The organism is Brenneria tiliae, from assembly GCF_023347575.1.
Lineage (GTDB): Bacteria > Pseudomonadota > Gammaproteobacteria > Enterobacterales > Enterobacteriaceae > Brenneria > Brenneria corticis.
Map to the genome: position 1 here is coordinate 105,141 of NZ_JAKPCB010000102.1, position 15,464 is coordinate 120,604.

Consider the following 15,464-nt stretch of genomic DNA (forward strand, 5'->3'; position numbering starts at 1 on the left):
CCTGGCCGACCGCCGTGACGGGTTATTACCAAAGGTTGATACGCCGACCGCCCTATCAACCAATAGCCTTATCCACTATCGTTTGGCTAATAACAACCCGAGCACCAGCCCGACCGTCGCGCCGATGCCGATACCATGCCAGGGTTTGTCGTGTACGTAGACATCGGCTTTATCCGCCACCTGTTTGGCGCGGGCGTAGTAACTATCGGTTGCGCCAATGCGCGCTTTGACCTCAAGCAGCGCTTTCTCCGCATTCTTTTTCAGATCAAGATAGGCCTTGTCGGCCTGGTCGCCGGTGTAACGTAGCACTTCGTCCAGCGTTTCAGTCAAGAGTTTTAGATCGTCGTCGATACGAATCTCTTCAGGTTGCTTTTTTTCGGCTGCCATACAGTGCTCCCTTTCCTTATGAAAAATGGTTGTCCAGTTAACTATAGACAATTCTGCGTTTCTGTAGCGCCTTATAGGGGCAGATCATTCCGAAAGTCGGCTATTTTTATAAAAAAACGCCGGGAGCCTGGGGAATCCCCAGAAAATAATGATAAATCATCTTAAATGTTAATCGCTGAGAAAAAGTTTGAATACCTTATCATGTGATTGCATGTCGTCCCTGACGAATGGCGTTCCCTGAAAACGCCACGATAACGCCTGCCGCTCGCGGGTAAAGATAATACGCCCCACCCTGCAAAGCCGCTCGCAAGGGTGACGGGCATGGCATCGATAGCCCTCCATAAAAAACCGCCGCAGATAAAAATCCGCGGCGGTTTTCACGTCAGGCAAGGTTTTATCTTGCGGTTACATCATGGGCTGCGCCAGTTGAACCAGCCCAATCAGCGGCTGCGGGTAAACCCCCAGAAACAGCACCGCGATCGCCGAAATCAGCACCACCACGCCGCCCGCCGTCAGCGCCCAGTTGCTTGGCGTATCGCGATTCAGCATCTCCGGCGCCCGCAGATACAGGCTGACCATCACCCGCAGATAGTAGTAAAGACCGATGGCGCTCCCCAAAACCACCGTACCGGTCAACCACCACAGTTCGGCATTTACGCCAACGGCCAGCACATAGAACTTACCGAAGAAGCCCAGCGTCATAGGGATTCCGGCCAGCGACAGCATCATCACCGTCATCACCGCGGATAAAATCGGCTTATGCCAGAACAGGCCGCGGTAGGAGAACAGCGAATCGGCATCCGGACCGCTGTACGGACTGGACATCAGGCTGACCACGCCGAAGGCGCCGAGACTGGCAAACAGATATCCCACCAGATACACCCCCACGGTTTCCAGCGCCAACTGATGGCTCTGTACCGCAATCAGCGCCACCAGCAGGTATCCCAAATGGGCAATGGAGGAGTACCCCAGCAGGCGTTTGATATTACTCTGCGATACCGCCATCACGTTGCCGAACAGGATGGAGGCAAAGGCGATCACGCCGAGCACCGTTCTGACCGCTTCGCTGTCTACCAGCGGCGCATAGAGGAACAGACGCATCACCGCGCCGAAAATGGCGATTTTGCTGGCGGTGGCCAGAAAGGTCGAGACCGGCGCCGGGGCGCCCTGATACACGTCCGGCGTCCACAGTTGGAAAGGCACCAGCGACAGTTTAAAGCCCAGACCGACCAGCATCATCCCCAGACCTGCCAGCAACAGCGGCTCATGAATACGCAGGTCGCTCAGGCTTTCCCCGAGGCTGGCGAACGTCAGACTGCCCGAATCGGCATACACCAGCGCCATACCAAACAGCAGGAAAGAAGAGGCGGCGGCCGACAGCAACATGTACTTGATAGCGGCTTCCAGCGAACGTTTCTGCCGGAACGCATAGCCGACCAGCCCGAACAGCGGCAGCGAAATCAATTCAATACCGATGAACAACGCCGCAAGGTGGTTGGCGCTGGCCAGCAAAATACCGCCTAACGCGGCGATCAGCACCAGCAGATAGAACTCGTCGCGGTTATCCGGGTAACCTTCCAGCCACGGATAGGCGAAGGTGCTGGTCGCCAGACTGGCCAGCAACACCAGCGCGGTGTAGAACATGGAAAAACCGTCAACCCGCAGCAGCGGCGTAACATCGGTCGGCCCTACCTGGCCTACAAAGTAAAGCGACAGCAGCGCAATATTCAGGCCGATAACCGTGAGGGTTGCGTTGACAAAATGGTTGCGTCGCCACGCAATGCACAGCATCACAACCACTACCGTCAATCCGACGATTAACAGCGGCGATAGCGCAATTAGTTGTTGAATAGTTATTGTCATGGCGAATTACAGCCTTGTTGTTGAAAGTATTGAATCTGGAGCAGACGACATAAACCACTGCTGGATATTTGACATCGCGGCACTGGAGGTATCCAGAATCGGCTGCGGGAAGACCCCTAACGCCACCAGCAGCACCGCCAGCAGCATGACGATAGACAATTCGCGCGGCGTCATATTCTGCAACGGCTGCTCTGACTTGGGCGCGCCGTAGTAGGCGCGCTGCATCATGATCAGCGAATAAACCGACGCAAATACCAGACCGAAGGTGGAAATCACCGTAATCACCGGCACAACCTGATAGCTGCCGAACAGAATCATAAATTCGCCGACGAAGTTCCCGGTGCCCGGCATACCCAATGTCGCAACGGCAAAGAACAGCGACAGCGCCGGTATGTATTTCAGGCGCGCCCACAGCCCCCCCATTTGACGCATATCGCGGGTATGCAGGCGTTCGTACAGCTGGCCGCACAGAATAAACATCCCGGCGGCGGACAGACCGTGAGCGATCATCTGGACCACCGCCCCCTGGTACGCCAACTGGTTGCCGGAGTAAATGGCGATCATCACGAATCCCATATGGGAAACCGAGGTATAAGCGATTAAGCGTTTGATATCGGTTTGATTAAAGGCCATCCAGGCGCCGTAGAAAATACCGATAACCCCCAGCCACATGGCGATAGGCGCAAATTCGTGGGAAGCGTTGGGAAACAGCGGCAGGCTAAAGCGCAGCAGGCCGTAGGCCGCGGTTTTCAGCAGGATACCGGCCAGGTCGACCGACCCCGCCGTCGGCGCCTGACTGTGGGCGTCCGGCAGCCAGCCGTGCAGCGGCACCACCGGCATTTTGACGGCAAAGGCGATGAAGAAGCCAAGCATCAACAGATATTCGACGCCGTGGGACATCGGCGTGTCGAGCAGCTTCTCGTAGTTGAACGTCCACTCGCCGGTGGCCTTATAGTGCACGAACACCAGTCCCAGAATGGCGATCAGCATCACCAGCCCGCTGGCCTGGGTATAGATAAAGAATTTGGTGGCGGCGGTGATACGGGTTTTACCGTCTGAGCCCTTGTGTCCCCACAGCGCGATGAGGAAATACATCGGCACCAGCATCATTTCCCAGAAGAAGAAGAACAGGAACAGGTCGATAGCGATGAAGACCCCGATGACGGCGCCGAGGATCCACAGCAGATTCAGGTGGAAAAAACCCTGATAGCGTTGGATTTCATTCCACGAACAGAGGATCGCCAGCACCCCCAGCAGCCCGGTCAATACCACCATCAGTATCGACAGGCCGTCCAGCGCGAGATGGATATCAATACCAAAGCGCGGGATCCACGGCACGTTGAACTCGGCCTGCCATTGCGGCAATCCGTTGGGTGTCGCCAGAGAATAGCCACCCTGCAACCACAGTTGCAGAGATAGCACCAGAGTCAGCCCCATCGCAATCAGCGCGATCCAACGCGGTACTTTGGTACCGAAACGCTCGAACTGCCAACACAGCAGACCGCCGATAAAGGGGATAAGAATTAGCCAAGGTAGTAGCATGGCGCTTTGTGTCCCTAAATTAAATAAATCTGAAAACTTGCCGTGGCGGGCATTCACATCCGGAATGCCCTACCTTTCTACGTTCCCGGGTACCGACTTAAACCAGCAATAACAACGCCAGTACCGCGACGGCGCCCAACCCCATGGAGGCGGCATACCAGCGTACCTGACCATTTTCGCTTAGCGTCAGCCCGCGATTTCCCCAGCGGGTGATGAACGCCGGAATATTCATCAGCGCGTCCAGCGGATCGCGCTGCAACAGTTTGGCAATGGCCAGATAAGGTCTGACAAAGACTCTGTCGTACAGCCAGTCGAATCCCCAGGCATGGAACCACCAGGTCGAGAAGAAACGTCCGGGCGAGCTTTGCGCAATATCGCTCACCAGCTGACGTTTACCCAGCCACAGCACCGCGGCCAGCACGATTCCCGCGATGGCGACCACGCCGGAAGCAATTTCCAGCGTTATCATCCGGCCGTGCTCCAGTACCGTTGTTTCCGGCAGTACGCCGTGCAACGGCGGCACAATCAGCGCGCCGATAAAGGTGGACAGCACCATTAACACGATCAGCGGCAAATGATGGGAAATCCCTTTGACCGCATGCGCATGGGTTTTTTCCTCGCCGTGGAACACGATAAAGATCATACGGAAAGTGTACAGCGAGGTCATAAAGGCGCCGGCCAGCCCTGCCGCCATCAGATTGATATGCCCGTTGGCCCAGGCGCCCGCCAGAATCTCGTCTTTACTGAAGAAGCCGGCGGTAACCAGCGGCAGCGCCGCCAGCGCCGCGCCGCCCACCAGGAAGCAGGCGTACACCAGCGGGATCTTCTTACGCAGGCCGCCCATTTTGAAGATATTCTGCTCGTGGTGGCAGGCCAGAATCACCGAACCGGAAGAGAGGAACAGCAGCGCTTTGAAAAACGCGTGCGTCATCAGGTGGAAAATCGCCGCATCCCACGCCTGCACGCCAAGGGCCAGAAACATATAGCCGATCTGGCTCATGGTGGAATAGGCGAGCACGCGTTTGATATCCGTCTGCACCAGCGCGGCGAACCCCGCCAATACCAGCGTTACCGCGCCGATAATCCCCACCAGATGTAAAACCTCCGGCGCCATCAGGAACAAACCGTGGGTACGGGCGATCAGATACACCCCGGCGGTAACCATGGTCGCGGCGTGGATCAGCGCGGAGACCGGCGTCGGGCCGGCCATGGCGTCCGCCAGCCAGGTTTGCAGCGGCAGCTGGGCGGATTTACCGACCGCGCCGCCCAGCAGCATCAGGGTCGCCCAGGTAATCGCCGGAGACCCCTCCGCCAGCTGTTGCGGCGCCAGCACCATCAGTTCGCGGAAGTTGAGCGTGCCCAGTTCCCGATAAAGAATGAACAGCGCAAACGCCAGGAACACATCCCCGACGCGCGTCACCACAAAGGCCTTCATGGCCGCCGCGCCGTTTTTCGGATTGGTGTAGTAGAAACCGATCAGCAGATAGCTGCACAGCCCCACCCCTTCCCATCCGAGGTACATCAGCAGCAGGTTATCCGCCAGCACCAGCACCACCATGCTGGCGATAAACAGGTTGGTATAAGCGAAGAAACGCGAATACCCCTCTTCACCGCGCATATACCAGGAAGCGTACAGGTGGATAAAGAAACCCACGCCGGTCACCACGGACAGCATGGTGGCCGACAGGCCGTCAAGCGTCAGCGTCACGCCGATATTAAAGTCGCCCTCCGCCATCCAGGTCCACAGATGCTGGTCAAATACGCCCGCACCGCTATGTTGCCGACCAAGAAAATCAGCCACTACCCAGGCGGCCGTCAGCGCCGCCAGCCCAATGGAGCCCACACCGACCGTCGCAGACGCGTTCTCCGACCAGCGGCCGCGGGAAAACGCCAACAGCAGGAAGCCAAGCAGCGGGAATAGTATTGTTAAATAGAGTAAGTTCATCCGCGCATCTCACTGACTGTATCAATATTCAGGGTCTGGCGACGGCGGTACAGCTGCAGCAGCAGCGCCAAACCGATACTGGCTTCGGCCGCCGCCAGCGTAATCGCCAGAATATACATCACCTGTCCGTCCGCCTGCTGCCAGTAGCTGCCCGCCACCACAAACGCCAGCGCGGCGGCATTGATCATAATTTCGAGACTTATCAACATAAACAGCAAATTGCGTCGGATGAGAAGTCCGGTCAGCCCCAGAACAAACAAAATGGCGGCTAACAACAGACCGTGTTCTAACGGAATCATGCGCGTTCCCCTGTTATTTTATTATCAACATCCTGGTGCGCGGTTTCTTTGGCGATAACCTCTCCGCGTTTGTCTTCACGACCAACGTGGAAAGCAACCACCAGCCCGGCCAACAGCAGCATCGAGGCCAGCTCGACGGCCAGAACATAAGGGCCGAACAGCGCGATGCCCACCGACTTGGCATCCACCATTTCTCCGCTGATGGCCTGACCGTCCAGGCTGAAAATGCCCTTGACGATCGTCACCAGCAAAGCCAGCGACAACAGGCCCGGGCCAATCCATACGCCGGGTTTCAGCCATGCCCGCTCCTGCTCGACCACGGAATTGCCGAGGTTGAGCATCATCACCACAAACACGAACAGCACCATAATGGCGCCCGCGTAAACGATGATCTCCAGCGCGCCGGCAAAGTAAGCCCCCAGCGAGAAAAACACGCAGGCGATGGCGATAAGAGAAACGATCAGATACAACAGCGCATGCACCGGGTTGGTATGGGTAATGACGCGCAGCGTCGCCACTACCGCAATCAGGCCCGCAATATAAAAAGCGAATTCCATGCTAGCTCCTTAGGGCAACAGGCCTTTGACATCGATGGGTTTGGCTTCGTTTTCGGCTTCGCCTTTATCTTTCCCATCGATAGCCATGCCGGCCATCCGGTAAAAGTTATATTCCGGATATTTACCCGGCCCCGAGATCAGCAGATCTTCTTTTTCGTAAACCAGATCCTGACGTTTGTAATCCCCCATTTCAAAATCCGGCGTCAGCTGAATGGCCGTGGTCGGGCAGGCCTCTTCGCAAAAACCACAGAAGATGCAGCGCGAGAAATTGATGCGGAAGAATTCAGGATACCAGCGGCCGTCTTTGGTTTCCGCTTTCTGCAGGGAGATGCAGCCCACCGGACAGGCCACCGCGCACAGGTTACAGGCCACGCAGCGCTCCGCGCCGTCCGGATCGCGCGTCAGCACGATACGGCCGCGGTAGCGCGGCGGCGGGTTCACCGGCTCTTCAGGATACATTCTGGTTTCGCGCTTTTTAAAAGCGTTCGAGCCCACCATACAGATACTGCGTACCTGGGTGCCGAAACCAACCACTAAATCTTTTAATGTCATGGTTTATTCACCCCTTATTGAGCGTTGTACAAAATGACCGCGGCGGTCGCCAGCAGGTTCAGTAGGGTTATCGGCAGGCAGATCTTCCAGCCGAAAGACATCACCTGGTCATAACGCGGACGCGGCAGCGCGGCGCGGATCAGAATAAACATCATCATAAAGAAAGCCGTTTTCAGGGCAAACCAGATGAACGGCGGCAGCCACGGACCGTGCCAGCCCCCGAAGAACAGGGTGACGATCAGGGCGGAAACCGTGACGATGCCGATATATTCCCCCACGAAGAACAATCCGAATTTCATACCGGAATATTCAATGTGGTAACCATCCGCCAGTTCCTGCTCCGCTTCGGGCTGGTCGAACGGGTGGCGGTGACACACCGCCACCCCGGCGATGGCGAACGTAACGAAACCGAAGAACTGCGGGATGATATTCCACAAATGTTCCTGGGAATCCACGATGTCGCGCATATTGAAGGAACCTGCCTGGGCGACGATCCCCATCAGCGACAATCCGAGAAACACTTCGTAACTCAGGGTCTGGGCGGATGCGCGCACCGCGCCCAGCAATGAATATTTGTTGTTGCTCGACCAGCCGGCGAACAGCACCGCGTAAACCGCCAGACCGGCCATCATCAGGAAAAACAGCAGCCCGATATTCAGGTCCGATACGCCCCAGGTCGGGGTGATGGGTACGATGGCGAAGGCCAGCAACAGCGAGGTAAAGGCGATCATCGGCGCCAGGGTGAAGATTACCTTGTCGGTAAACTTCGGCACCCAGTCTTCTTTGAAGAACATTTTGATCATATCGGCGACCAGCTGTAGCGAACCGCCCCAGCCGACCCGGTTCGGTCCGTAACGCCCCTGGAACAGCCCCAGCAGCTTACGTTCGCCCATACTCATAAATGCCCCGCAGGTCACCACGACCAGCAGGATAACAACCGCTTTTGCGACAGAAATCAGTATCTCCAGGAGATCCGGTGTCAACCAACTCATTGTGCAGCCTCCCGCAGATTCTCAACGGTTGCGCCCGCCAGCACCGGGGCGATGCCCGGCAGCCCCAGCGGTAAACCAACCTGTCCCTGACTCAGTCCGGCGCTTAACCGCAGCGCCAAACGCCATGTCTGACCGCCGCAGCTCAACTCCACCAGCGACCCCGGATTAACCCCCAACGCCGCCGCATCCGCGGGATTAACCACCACATAAGGCTCCGGCATACGTTGTTGGATCACCGCCGAGCGCTGCGACAGTTCGTCGCTGCCGAACAGATGGTAATACGGCGCCACGCGCCAGCTTCCCGACTGGGCGACGAAAGCGGCCGGGATTTCGGCGAAATAATCCAGCGTCTTCTCGCCCGCTTCAATCAGGCGCACGCCGGGATCGCCGTGGCGCAGATGACCGCCCACTTCATCCTGGAACTTGTTCCACGCCTGCGGCGAGTTCCAGCCCGGCGCCCAGGCGAAAGGAATCTGCTGACGATCGGCCGTCGGGCTGTTGTTCCCCTCCATCGAGAAGGCGAACATGGTGTCTTTATCCTGCGGCTGACGCGGCTCGTGCACGCTGATATTGGCGCGCATCGCGGTGCGTCCGCTTGAACGGTTCGGCGAACGGGCCAGCTTTTGCCCCTTGATCCTGAAGGACGCATCGGGCGCGGCCTGCTTGATCGCCGCCAGCAGCGGCAGCGCGGCGACGCAGGCGTCAATCACATGGTCGAGCTGCGTCCAGTCGACCTGGCGGCTGTTATAGGTAATAAACAGCGAGTGCAGCCAGCGCCAGCTTTCCAGCATCACCACCTGGTCGTCGTAGTAAGTGGGGTCATACACCTGGAAGAAACGCTGGGCGCGGCCTTCCTGGTTGATCAGCGTGCCGTCGCTTTCGGCAAAACTTGCCGATGAGAGGATCAGGCTGGCTTTGTCCATAATGCGGGTGCGCTGATGATCCAGCACGACCAGATTGCCGGCTTTCTCCAGCGCCGCGTCGACGCGCGCCGCGGGCGCATGGCGATAGAGGTCGTTTTCCAATACCACCACGCTATCGGCCTCGCCGCCTTCCAACTGCGCCAGGGCGTCATCCAGCGAACCGCCGCCGATCATCGACAGGCCGATGCTGTTCGCCGCGGAGGCGACAAAGGTGATGCCGACGTCGGAACCGCGCGCTTTCAGCGCCTGCGCCACGTTGGCCGCCGCCGCGATGATATCGCGGCTGCCGGCGTTGGTGCCGGAGATAATCAACGGCTTTTTCGCCCCGGCCAGCGCCTGAACGATGATATCCACTTTCTGCTCAAGCCCGGCGGCCAGGTCCGGCACCGCCGGGGCGCCGTCGTCCAGCGCATGGGCGATGGCAAAGCCCAGCCGCGCCTGATCGGCCACCGGCGCGCGGTAGTTCCAGGCGGCGATATCGTCCAGACGGGTATCGTCGACGTTGGTGATAAACAGCGGATGCTTGGCGTGCTGACCGATGTTCATAATGGCCGCAATCTGCCAGTCGGCCACTTTCTGCGCCGCCGCCATTTCACGCGCCTTGCCCTTCACCGCCTGACGCACCGCCAGCGCAATGCGGGCGCCGGTCTGGGTCAGATCCTCTCCCAGCACCAGCACGGCGTCGTAGCTCTCTATCTCACGCAGCGCCGGGGTACGCACGCCGCCTTCGCGCAATACTTTCAGGATCAGTTGCAGACGATCCTGTTCGTCATGGGCGATGCCGGTATAGAAGTTTTCCGCCCCCACCAGCTCGCGCAGCGCAAAGTTGCTTTCGATGCTGGCGCGCGGCGAACCGATGCCGATGGTTTTCTTTGCCTGGCGCAGCACGTCGGCCGCCCCCTGCAACGCCTGGTCGGCATTCAGCGCAATCCAGTCTTCACCGCGGCGTTGCAGCGGCCGTTTGGGACGATCCTGCAGATTGACGTAACCGTAGCCAAAACGGCCGCGGTCGCATAAGAAGTAGTGGTTTACGCTGCCGTTGAAACGGTTTTCAACGCGGCGCAGCTCGCCATAGCGTTCGCCCGGGCTGGTATTACAGCCGACGCTGCACTGCTGGCAGATGCTCGGCGCAAACTGCATATCCCATTTGCGGTTGTAACGCTCGGAGTGCGTTTTGTCGGTAAAGACGCCGGTGGGACAAACCTCGATCAGATTACCGGAGAACTCGCTTTCCAGCGTGCCGTCCTGCGGGCGGCCGAAGTAGACGTTATCGTGCGCGCCGTAAACGCCGAGGTCGGAGCCGTCGGCATAATCCTTGTAGTAGCGAACGCAGCGGTAACAAGCGATACAGCGGTTCATCTCATGGGAAATGAACGGCCCGAGATCCTGATTGCGATGGGTGCGCTTGGTAAAACGATAGCGACGGACATTATGCCCCGTCATCACCGTCATATCCTGCAGGTGGCAGTTGCCCCCCTCCTCGCACACCGGACAGTCGTGCGGGTGATTAGTCATCAGAAACTCGACTATCGTTTTACGGAATAGCGTGGCTTCTTCTTCCTCAATAGCAATATAGGTACCGTCGGCTGCCGGCGTCATACAGGACATTACCAGGCGACCGCGGGTATCTTCCGCGTTCTGATATTGCCGGACCGCACACAGGCGGCAGGAGCCTACGCTCCCCAGCGCCGGGTGCCAGCAAAAATAAGGAATATCAAGTCCCAGGGACAGACAGGCCTCAAGAAGGTTGTCCGCGCCGTTTACTTCATACTCCTTGCCGTCTACATGAATAGTAGCCATAGTCAGCATGCTTCCATAATGGTCTGTGTCGCCACAGGCGCTAATCAAAAATTCTGTTTATGAGGGCGGCTTGTTTGCGCCGCCCGGCGGATACATTTACTGCATCTCAAGCTCATCGGGCGATTGGCTACCAGCGTTCTTTCAACAGGTTGGGTTGAATGCCGCCAATCGCTTTGGTGTTACCCAGATATTGTGGAGAAATACCCGCCTCAAATTCATTGCGGAAATATTTGATGGCGCTTTGCAGCGGCTCCACGGCCCCCGGCGCGTGGGCGCAGAAGGTGTTGCCCGGCCCCAGAAAGCGGCAAAGCTGCTCCAGCGTTTCAATATCTCCCGGCTGCCCTTCCCCGCGCTCCAGCGCGCGCAGCAGTTTTACGCTCCAGGGCAAACCATCGCGGCACGGGGTACACCAGCCGCAGGATTCACGGGAAAAAAACTCTTCCAGATTGCGGGTCAGGGAAACCATGTTGATTTCATGATCGACCGCCATGGCGAGCGCGGTGCCCAGACGACTGCCCGCTTTGGCGATATGTTCGAAATCCATCGGCAGATCGAGATGATCCGCCGTCAGGAAGTCGGTACCCGCACCGCCGGGCTGCCAGGCTTTCAGCGTCAGCCCGTCGCGCATGCCGCCGGCATAATCCTCGAGGATCTCGCGCGCGGTGGTGCCGAACGGCAGCTCCCACAGGCCCGGATTTTTAACCCGGCCGGAGAACCCCATCAGCTTGGTGCCGGCATCTTTGCTTTTGCCCGCAGACAACCCCTGATACCAGGCCGCGCCATATTCGATAATGGCCGGCACGTTACACAGCGTTTCCACGTTATTGACGCAGGTCGGTTTGCCCCAGGCGCCGGCGGACGCCGGGAAAGGCGGTTTCGAGCGCGGGTTGGCGCGACGGCCTTCCAGCGAGTTGATCAGCGCCGTTTCCTCGCCGCAGATATAGCGGCCGGCGCCGGTATGCACAAACAGCTCGAAATCAAACCCGCTGCCGAGGATATTTTTGCCCAACAGGCCGGCGTCTTTGGCTTCTTCGATGGCCCGGCGCAAATTCACCGCCGCTTCGATATATTCGCCGCGCAGGAAGATGTAGCCGCGGTAGGCTTTCAGCGCAAAGGCGCTAATCAGCATCCCTTCGATCAGCAAATGCGGAAGCTGCTCCATCAGCAGGCGGTCTTTATAGGTGCCCGGCTCCATTTCATCCGCGTTGCACAGCAGGTAGCGGATATTCATGCTTTCGTCTTTCGGCATCAGGCTCCACTTGAGCCCGGTGGAAAAGCCCGCGCCGCCGCGCCCTTTCAGACCGGCGTCTTTAACCAGAGAAACCACCTCATCCTGGGCCATGGCGCTCAACGCTTTTTGCGCGCCGGCATAGCCGTTTTTGCCGCGATACTCTTCCAGCCATACCGGCTGTTCGTCATCGCGTAGACGCCAGGTCAGAGGATGCTGCTCAGCAGTCAGGACAATGTTTTTACTCATTGATACTGCTCCAATAACGATTCGATATCTTCAGGCTTGACGTGGGTGTGGGTATCATCGTCAATCATCATCGACGGCCCCTTGTCACAGTTCCCCAGGCAGCAGGTGGGCAGCAGGGTGAAACGTCCGTCGAACGTAGTTTGCCCCGGCTTGATGCTGAGTTTGCGCTCCAGCGCCGCCTGAACGCCCTGATAACCGTTGATATGACAAACCACGCTATCGCAGTAGCGCACGATGTGACGCCCCACCGGCTGACGGAAAATCTGGCTGTAAAATGTCGCCACGCCCTCTACGTCGCTGTCCGGAATGCCCAGCAGGTCGGCGATCGCCTTGATGGCGCCGTCCGGCACCCAGCCGCGCTGTTTCTGCACGATTTTCAGCGCTTCGATCGAGGCGGCGCGCGCATCTTCATAGTGATGTTTTTCGTGCTCGATGGCGTCACGCTCCGCGTCGCTCAGCGCAAAAACAGTATCTTTCGTCAGCGAGTCGGCGGCGGGTTGCCCCTGAACGTCGATATGATCGTGAGTGTCGTTATGATCGTGCATAATTAGCGGTCCACATCTGACATGACAAAATCAATACTGCCGAGGTATACGATCAGATCGGATACCAGACATCCGCGGATAACAGACGGAATCTGCTGCAGATGCGGATAGCTCGGCGTGCGAATACGAGTGCGGTAGCTCATGGTGCCGCCGTCACTGGTCAGGTAATAACTGTTGATGCCTTTCGTCGCCTCAATCATCTGGAATGATTCATTGGCCGGCATCACCGGCCCCCAGGAAACCTGGAGGAAGTGGTTAATCAGGGTTTCGATATGCTGCAGCGTGCGCTCTTTCGGCGGCGGCGTGGTCAGCGGATGGTCCGCCTTGAACGGCCCTTCCGGCATGTTGTTCAGACACTGCTCCAGAATGCGCAGGCTCTGGCGCAGCTCTTCAACTTTCAGCATCACCCGGCTATAACAGTCGCTGACGCCGTCGCCCAGCGGCACTTCAAAGTCAAAGTTTTCATAACCGGAATAGGGACGCTGTTTACGCACGTCAAAATTGACGCCGGTCGCCCGCAGACCGGCGCCGGTAACGCCCCACTCCAGCGCCTCTTTGGCGTTGTAGGCGGCAACGCCCTGGGTACGGCCTTTCAGGATGGTGTTCTGCAAAGCGGCTTTGACATAGGTGTCCAGACGGGATGGCATCCAGTCGAGGAACTCGCGCAGCAGGCGTTCCCAGCCGCGCGGCAGATCGTGCGCCACGCCGCCGATGCGGAACCATGCCGGGTGCATACGGAATCCGGTGATGGCTTCCACCAGATCGTAAATTTTCTGGCGGTCGGTAAACAGAAAAAAGATCGGCGTCATGGCGCCGACATCCTGAATGTAAGTACCGATATACAGCAGGTGGCTATTGATGCGGAAAAGTTCGGACAGCATGACGCGAATGGTTTTAACCCGATCCGGCACCTCGATGCCCGCCAGTTTTTCAACGGCCAGCACATACGGCATTTCGTTGACGCAGCCGCCCAGATATTCGATGCGGTCGGTATAAGGAATGTAGCTGTGCCAGGACTGGCGTTCGCCCATTTTTTCCGCGCCGCGGTGGTGATAGCCGACATCGGGAATACAGTCGATGATCTCTTCGCCGTCCAGTTGCAGGATAAGACGGAAAGCGCCGTGCGACGAGGGATGGTTCGGCCCCATGTTGAGGAACATGAAGTCTTCGTTTTCGGTGCCGCGCTTCATGCCCCATTCTTCGGGTTTGAAGGTCAGCGACTCCATTTCCAGATCTTCTTTCTGCTTGGTCAGCACGAAAGGATCGAACTCGGTGGCGCGCGCCGGATAATCCTTGCGCAGCGGATGCCCTTCCCAGGAATGCGGCATCATGATGCGAGTCAAATGAGGATGTCCGTCGAACGTGACCCCGAACATTTCCCAGGTTTCACGCTCATACCAGTTGGCGTTGGGAAACAGCTTGGTCATGGTCGGCAAATGCATGTCGTTTTCGACCAGCGCGACTTTCAGCATGATGTCGCGGTTACGCTCGATGGAAATCAGGTGGTAAAAAACAGAGAAATCAGCGGCCGGCAAACCTTCGCGATGGGTGCGCAAACGTTCGTCCATGCCGTGCAAATCAAACAGCATCACATAAGGCTGCGGCTGTTTTTTCAGGAAAGAAACGACTTCCAGTAATTGCTCACGTTTAATCCATACGACGGGAACGCCCGTGCGCGTCGCCTGTACGGTAAATGCTTCCGGCCCAAAACGGTTACGCAGTTCGCCAACCACAGGATCATCAAGGTGATCGCGGGTTTGCCAGGCAGGCTGAGCGATATCGTGCGTCGTTAAATCTGTCATAAATATGTCACCACATTAAATGTGCCATTTTCTGTATCTGATCCCGTCCGCACACTGTTATCGTGATATTACGCGATCGGGATACTCATCATTTACAGGTCAAATCTCATCGGGGGAGCGCAGATTGGTCACCGCGATGCGCTCACCGCGTTTACGTTCCCGTTCGGACTGCATATTGGCGCGATAAACGCCCTGCTCCCCCACCGTCCATGACAGCGGGCGACGCTCTTTGCCGATTGATTCTTGTAACAGTAACAGCGCTTGCATATAGGCTTCGGGACGCGGCGGGCAGCCGGGGATGTACACGTCGACGGGCAGGAATTTATCGACGCCCTGCACCACGGAGTAAATGTCGTACATCCCGCCGGAGTTGGCGCAGGCCCCCATGGAAATAACCCATTTGGGCTCAAGCATTTGTTCGTACAGACGCTGGATGACCGGCGCCATTTTAGTGAACACCGTCCCGGCGACGACCATGAAATCGGCCTGGCGCGGCGAGGCGCGGATAACTTCGGAACCGAAACGGGCCACGTCGTGTACCGCGGTAAAAGAGGTTGTCATTTCCACATAGCAACAGGAAAGGCCGAAGTTATAAGGCCAAAGAGAATTCTTACGACCCCAGTTCACCGTATCGTGAAGCGCATGCTCCAGCTTGCCCATATAGACACTGCGGTGAACATGCTGCTCCAGAGGGTCGGAAACGATCTCCTGCCGTTGCAGGGGATAACGGTCATTCTCACCGTCCGGCTCTATGCGGGTGAGCGTATAGTCCATCTTATA

General features: G+C 57.7%; 13 protein-coding genes. All 13 read right to left on the minus strand.

The genetic code is table 11. The features are described 5' to 3' along the window. Positions 1–75 precede the first annotated feature (75 nt). The 13 genes from elaB to MFP24_RS19210 all read right to left on the minus strand — a co-directional run bounded on the left by elaB (position 76) and on the right by MFP24_RS19210 (position 15,458). On the minus strand, positions 76–387 hold the full coding sequence (gene elaB / locus MFP24_RS19150; RefSeq protein ID WP_009112093.1) for a stress response protein ElaB: 312 nt from the start codon (positions 385–387) through the stop codon (positions 76–78). Between the two features lie 405 nt (positions 388–792). Then, positions 793–2,250 (minus strand): NADH-quinone oxidoreductase subunit NuoN, encoded by a 1,458-nt coding sequence (nuoN, locus tag MFP24_RS19155; RefSeq protein WP_249231875.1) that lies wholly within the window; start codon positions 2,248–2,250, stop codon positions 793–795. A 6-nt stretch (positions 2,251–2,256) separates the two neighbouring features. Beyond that, positions 2,257–3,792, minus strand: a complete 1,536-nt coding sequence (nuoM, locus tag MFP24_RS19160) for an NADH-quinone oxidoreductase subunit M (protein ID WP_249231876.1) — start codon at positions 3,790–3,792, stop codon at positions 2,257–2,259. Between the two features lie 97 nt (positions 3,793–3,889). After that, the gene (gene nuoL / locus MFP24_RS19165; RefSeq protein ID WP_249231877.1) at positions 3,890–5,737 is read right to left on the minus strand and encodes an NADH-quinone oxidoreductase subunit L; all 1,848 of its coding nucleotides are present in this window, start codon (positions 5,735–5,737) and stop codon (positions 3,890–3,892) included. Beyond that, complete coding sequence (gene nuoK / locus MFP24_RS19170) at positions 5,734–6,036, minus strand: NADH-quinone oxidoreductase subunit NuoK (protein WP_249231878.1); 303 nt, start codon at positions 6,034–6,036, stop codon at positions 5,734–5,736. Before nuoK ends, nuoL begins: the two co-directional genes overlap by 4 nt. Continuing rightward, on the minus strand, positions 6,033–6,593 hold the full coding sequence (gene nuoJ, locus MFP24_RS19175) for an NADH-quinone oxidoreductase subunit J (protein ID WP_249231879.1): 561 nt from the start codon (positions 6,591–6,593) through the stop codon (positions 6,033–6,035). Before nuoJ ends, nuoK begins: the two co-directional genes overlap by 4 nt. Before the next feature lie 9 nt (positions 6,594–6,602). Further along, positions 6,603–7,145 (minus strand): NADH-quinone oxidoreductase subunit NuoI, encoded by a 543-nt coding sequence (gene nuoI, locus MFP24_RS19180; protein WP_249231880.1) that lies wholly within the window; start codon positions 7,143–7,145, stop codon positions 6,603–6,605. A gap of 14 nt (positions 7,146–7,159) precedes the next feature. Then, entirely contained in the window at positions 7,160–8,137 is a 978-nt protein-coding gene (gene nuoH, locus MFP24_RS19185) for an NADH-quinone oxidoreductase subunit NuoH (RefSeq protein WP_249231881.1), read from the minus strand. Further along, positions 8,134–10,860 (minus strand): NADH-quinone oxidoreductase subunit NuoG, encoded by a 2,727-nt coding sequence (gene nuoG, locus MFP24_RS19190; protein WP_249231882.1) that lies wholly within the window; start codon positions 10,858–10,860, stop codon positions 8,134–8,136. Before nuoG ends, nuoH begins: the two co-directional genes overlap by 4 nt. Positions 10,861–10,987: 127 nt before the next feature. After that, positions 10,988–12,337 carry an NADH-quinone oxidoreductase subunit NuoF gene (gene nuoF / locus MFP24_RS19195; protein WP_249231883.1) on the minus strand — a complete coding sequence of 450 codons (1,350 nt, stop codon included), beginning with the start codon at positions 12,335–12,337 and terminating at the stop codon, positions 10,988–10,990. Further along, positions 12,334–12,882 carry an NADH-quinone oxidoreductase subunit NuoE gene (gene nuoE / locus MFP24_RS19200; RefSeq protein WP_249231884.1) on the minus strand — a complete coding sequence of 183 codons (549 nt, stop codon included), beginning with the start codon at positions 12,880–12,882 and terminating at the stop codon, positions 12,334–12,336. The genes nuoF and nuoE overlap by 4 nt, the downstream gene beginning before the upstream one ends. Before the next feature lie 2 nt (positions 12,883–12,884). Continuing rightward, on the minus strand, positions 12,885–14,684 hold the full coding sequence (gene nuoC / locus MFP24_RS19205) for an NADH-quinone oxidoreductase subunit C/D (protein ID WP_249231885.1): 1,800 nt from the start codon (positions 14,682–14,684) through the stop codon (positions 12,885–12,887). A 99-nt stretch (positions 14,685–14,783) separates the two neighbouring features. Beyond that, on the minus strand, positions 14,784–15,458 hold the full coding sequence (locus MFP24_RS19210) for a NuoB/complex I 20 kDa subunit family protein (protein ID WP_009112081.1): 675 nt from the start codon (positions 15,456–15,458) through the stop codon (positions 14,784–14,786). Positions 15,459–15,464: the final 6 nt, after the last annotated feature.

Coding starts and splice junctions, on each gene's coding strand:
- nuoK (WP_249231878.1), bottom strand. CDS start 6,036: ATGATTCCGTTAGAACACGGTCTGTTGTTAGCCGCCATTTTGTTTGTT.
- nuoL (WP_249231877.1), bottom strand. CDS start 5,737: ATGAACTTACTCTATTTAACAATACTATTCCCGCTGCTTGGCTTCCTG.
- nuoF (WP_249231883.1), bottom strand. CDS start 12,337: ATGAGTAAAAACATTGTCCTGACTGCTGAGCAGCATCCTCTGACCTGG.
- MFP24_RS19210 (WP_009112081.1), bottom strand. CDS start 15,458: ATGGACTATACGCTCACCCGCATAGAGCCGGACGGTGAGAATGACCGT.
- nuoH (WP_249231881.1), bottom strand. CDS start 8,137: ATGAGTTGGTTGACACCGGATCTCCTGGAGATACTGATTTCTGTCGCA.
- nuoC (WP_249231885.1), bottom strand. CDS start 14,684: ATGACAGATTTAACGACGCACGATATCGCTCAGCCTGCCTGGCAAACC.
- nuoI (WP_249231880.1), bottom strand. CDS start 7,145: ATGACATTAAAAGATTTAGTGGTTGGTTTCGGCACCCAGGTACGCAGT.
- nuoM (WP_249231876.1), bottom strand. CDS start 3,792: ATGCTACTACCTTGGCTAATTCTTATCCCCTTTATCGGCGGTCTGCTG.
- elaB (WP_009112093.1), bottom strand. CDS start 387: ATGGCAGCCGAAAAAAAGCAACCTGAAGAGATTCGTATCGACGACGAT.
- nuoJ (WP_249231879.1), bottom strand. CDS start 6,593: ATGGAATTCGCTTTTTATATTGCGGGCCTGATTGCGGTAGTGGCGACG.
- nuoN (WP_249231875.1), bottom strand. CDS start 2,250: ATGACAATAACTATTCAACAACTAATTGCGCTATCGCCGCTGTTAATC.
- nuoG (WP_249231882.1), bottom strand. CDS start 10,860: ATGGCTACTATTCATGTAGACGGCAAGGAGTATGAAGTAAACGGCGCG.
- nuoE (WP_249231884.1), bottom strand. CDS start 12,882: ATGCACGATCATAACGACACTCACGATCATATCGACGTTCAGGGGCAA.